Raw genomic sequence first — 3,691 nt, forward strand, 5'->3', positions numbered from 1 at the left:
GTATTCTACCAAATTCTGCCGAAACCGCAATGATTAAAACGGATTTTCAGTAAAGTGTTGTTTTCTGTCTATTTTGTTTTTTCAGACGGCCTAAAAACTAAATATTGAAGTATTTCAAAGCTGCATTGGAAAAACGGTTTCTTAAATGAATGTTTTTGATTAAAATACCTGTTGCTAATTCGTAGTAATTAGTCTGCTTTAACTATATGAAGAGAAAATATGGAAACAAAACCAACTTCCCAAAATGAACAACAGGCTAACCGCCGTTATTTGACTGTTTGGCGATGGCATTTTTATGCCGGACTTTTGGTTGCGCCGTTTTTAACCCTGCTGGCTGTTACAGGGTTGGGAATGCTGCTATTCGCCAATATTACCGGTAAAGAAGGCGAACGCATACATATTACGCCGCAGGCAGTGGTGCAGCCTTTGTCGGCTCAGGCTGAGGCCGCCAGACAGTTTGTGAATCCGGAAACTGCTTCTGTAGTGCAATATATTGCGCCGCGCGCAGATGATATGGTTGCCGTATTCCGCGTGAACAATGATGATAAAGCCACTATGGTTGCCGTTGATCCCTATACGGCAAAAGTTGTGAATACGATGCCGCGCAGTCAAGGCTGGTATCACACGATGGACGAAATCCACGGCGATATGATGATCGGCCCGGTGGGCGACTATCTGCTGGAAACTGCCGCGTCGCTGACCATCCTGATGATAATCACGGGGATTTATTTGTGGTGGGCAAAACAGCGCAGCCTGAAATCCATGCTTGTGCCGAAAGCAGGCAAAGGACGCACATGGTGGCGTAGCATGCACGGAGCATTTGGTTCTTGGGTTTCTTTGATTTTGTTGCTGTTCTGTCTGTCGGGCGTTGCTTGGGCAGGTATTTGGGGGGGTAAAGCGGTTCAGGCGTGGAGCCAATTTCCTGCGGGTAAATGGGGTGTGGAGCCTAATCCGGTATCTTCTGTGCCAACCCATGGTGATGTGCTGAATGACGGTAAATCTAAAGAAGTGCCATGGATTTTGGAGTTGACGCCTATGCCGGTTTCCGGTACGACAATGGGTGAAAACGGTATTAATCCAAGTGAGCCGATGACTTTGGAGACGGTTGACCGCTTTGCCCGCGAAATCGGTTTCAAAGGCCGCTACCAACTCAACCTGCCCAAAGGCGAAACGGGCGTGTGGACGCTGTCGCAGGATTCGATGAGCTACGACATGGTCAGCCCGACCGCCGACCGCACGGTGCACATCGACCAATACAGCGGCAAAATCCTGGCCGACATCCGTTTCGACGATTACAACTTCTTCGGCAAATTCATGGCGGCCAGCATCGCGCTGCACATGGGGACGCTGGGCTGGTGGAGCGTGTTGGCAAATGTCTTGTTCTGTCTGGCGATTATCTTTATCTGTGTCAGCGGCTATGTGATGTGGTGGAAACGCCGTCCTTCGGAAGCACGTGGTTTGGTTCCTCCTGCACAGAAAATCAAATTGCCGGTATGGTGGGCAATGGCTGTGCCACTTCTGATTTTGGCTGTGATTTTCCCAACAGCCATTGCCGCAATCGCTGTTATTTGGATTTTGGATACACTGTTGTTGTCGCGTATCCCGGCATTGGCAAGATGGTTTAAATAACCGCTCAATGTGATTAAAGGCCGTCTGAATCTTTTGTTTCAGACGGCTTTTTGTATAAAGGTTAAAAGAGGTAGGAGAGTTACGATTCTGTTTGAGTTTATATGTGAAATGGTGATGGTGGTTGGCTTGCAGGATTGTGTAAGAAAGACGAGGAGGTCTTGTATAAAAACAAAAAACCCACTTCAATGAAGTGGGTTTTTGATGAAAGCTATTAACCTTTGCGAGCAGGCAATTTTTCTTTAATGCGAGCTGCTTTACCGGTCAGGCCGCGCAGGTAGTACAGTTTGGCGCGACGTACGTCACCACGGCGTTTAACTTCGATTTTTTCTACGGTAGGAGAGTACAGTTGGAAAGTACGTTCTACACCTTCGCCGCTAGAGATTTTGCGAACGATGAAGTTGCTGTTCAGGCCACGGTTGCGGCGAGCGATAACAACACCTTCGTATGCTTGCAGACGGCTGCGAGAACCTTCAACCACGCGTACAGATACGACAACGGTGTCACCTGGAGCGAATTCAGGGATTTCTTTGTTCAAGCGAGCGATTTCTTCTTGCTCTAATTGTTGAATCAAGTTCATTTATTTTTCCTAAGTTATGATTGGATTTCCTGTTGCTCTTGCAAGATTTCTTTTAAGAGGCGGGATTCCTTTGGGATTAAACTGCGCTTTTCCAATAAATCAGGTCGGCGCTCTAAAGTGCGTCGCAGCGATTGTTTCAATCGCCACTCGGCAATCAAGCCATGATTTCCTGAGCGTAAGACGTCGGGAACTATCATGCCTTGGAATTCTACGGGTTTGGTGTAATGAGGACAGTCTAAAAGGCCGTCTGAAAACGAGTCTTGTTCGGCTGACTGTATATCGCCCAATACACCCGGAACCAATCTTAAGACGGCATCCATCAACATCATGGCGGGTAATTCACCGCCCGAGACGACAAAGTCGCCAATGCTGATTTCTTCGTCCACACTGCTTTGCAGCAGTCTTTCATCTATGCCTTCATAGCGTCCGCATAGAAGAACAAGATGGGGTAGCTCGGCAAGTTCTGCCGCTTTTTTATGAGTCAGCGACTGACCTTGCGGACTGAGATAAATTACTTTGGCAGGTTTTTGCGAGTTTGTTTTGGCTTCTTCGATTGCCGCTTGAAGTGGCGGCGCCATCATAATCATTCCCGGGCCACCTCCGAAGGGGCGATCATCGATATAGCCAAGTTTGTTATCGGCAAATTTTCGGGGATTGATGGCTTGAAACTGCCAAAGATTTTGTTTTCTTGCTCTGCCTGTAACGCCATATTCGACAATGCTGTCGAACATCTCCGGGAAAATGGTGATGGCTTGAATCAGCATCAGTAGTCCAAACCCCAGTCGGCGATAATGGTTTTGCTGTCGGTATCGACAGATTCGATATAGTTGGAGACAAAGGGAATTAGGATTTGTCCGTGTTCGCCTTTAATCATCAAAACATCATTTGCACCGGTTTCCATCAGGTTGCTGACTTTACCGAGGACGATGTTTTCTTTGTTGATGACGGTCATGCCGACTAAATCTGCCCAGTAGTATTCGTCTTCCTCAGTAGGGGCGAATGACTCTCTTGGGATTTCGATGGTATAGCCGCGCAAGGCAAATGCTTGGTCGCGATCGTCTATACCTTCAAATTTAACCTGAAGTTCGCCATTGACAATTTTACCTGCCTCAAGCACAACATTCAGGGTTTTGCCATCCTTGCACAACTGCCACTCGGGGTAGTCCAGCAGGCTGTCGGTATATTCGGTATTGGCAGCAATTTTCAGCCAGCCTTTAATGCCGAATACGCCTTTAATGTAGCCCATGGCTACCCGTTTTTGAGTGTCTGTCATGGTCGTTTCGGCTGATTAAGCAGCGATTTTTTGCTCTTTAATCAGTTTGGCAACTGCGTCGCTAACTTTCGCGCCTTGAGCAACCCAGTGGTTGATGCGGTCTGCGTCAAAACGTACGCGTTCTTGTTTTTCGTTGGCAACGGGGTTGTAGAAACCTACGCGCTCGATGAAGCGGCCGTCACGACGGTTGCGAGAGTCAGTTACGACTACGT

General features: G+C 47.8%; 5 protein-coding genes. 1 reads left to right on the forward strand and 4 read right to left on the reverse strand.

All coding sequences use genetic code 11. From position 1 onward, the window contains the following. Window positions 1-219: 219 nt before the first annotated feature. Window positions 220-1,629: a PepSY-associated TM helix domain-containing protein gene (locus ACTHUT_RS15475; protein ID WP_250599732.1), complete on the forward strand. Its 1,410-nt coding sequence runs from the start codon at window positions 220-222 to the stop codon at window positions 1,627-1,629. Between the two features lie 211 nt (window positions 1,630-1,840). Here the strand turns inward: ACTHUT_RS15475 and rplS are convergent, their stop codons facing one another. From rplS to rpsP, 4 genes are all read right to left on the reverse strand, one after another. Next, window positions 1,841-2,206: a 50S ribosomal protein L19 gene (gene rplS, locus ACTHUT_RS15480; RefSeq protein WP_003679470.1), complete on the reverse strand. Its 366-nt coding sequence runs from the start codon at window positions 2,204-2,206 to the stop codon at window positions 1,841-1,843. A gap of 14 nt (window positions 2,207-2,220) precedes the next feature. After that, the gene (gene trmD, locus ACTHUT_RS15485) at window positions 2,221-2,970 is read right to left on the reverse strand and encodes a tRNA (guanosine(37)-N1)-methyltransferase TrmD (RefSeq protein ID WP_049329524.1); all 750 of its coding nucleotides are present in this window, start codon (window positions 2,968-2,970) and stop codon (window positions 2,221-2,223) included. Next, window positions 2,970-3,479, reverse strand: a complete 510-nt coding sequence (gene rimM, locus ACTHUT_RS15490) for a ribosome maturation factor RimM (protein WP_049329569.1) — start codon at window positions 3,477-3,479, stop codon at window positions 2,970-2,972. The genes trmD and rimM overlap by 1 nt, the downstream gene beginning before the upstream one ends. 15 nt (window positions 3,480-3,494) lie before the next feature. Next, window positions 3,495-3,691: 30S ribosomal protein S16 (gene rpsP, locus ACTHUT_RS15495; RefSeq protein WP_440418995.1), on the reverse strand; the 197-nt coding region annotated here is incomplete at its 5' end.

The organism is Neisseria sp. P0022.S010 (genome assembly GCF_051956635.1).

What these genes read in the sequence shown, in the direction of transcription:
- ACTHUT_RS15475 (WP_250599732.1), top strand. Translation starts at nt 220, where the DNA reads ATGGAAACAAAACCAACTTCCCAAAATGAACAACAGGCTAACCGCCGT.
- rimM (WP_049329569.1), bottom strand. Translation starts at nt 3,479, where the DNA reads ATGACAGACACTCAAAAACGGGTAGCCATGGGCTACATTAAAGGCGTA.
- rplS (WP_003679470.1), bottom strand. Translation starts at nt 2,206, where the DNA reads ATGAACTTGATTCAACAATTAGAGCAAGAAGAAATCGCTCGCTTGAAC.
- trmD (WP_049329524.1), bottom strand. Translation starts at nt 2,970, where the DNA reads ATGCTGATTCAAGCCATCACCATTTTCCCGGAGATGTTCGACAGCATT.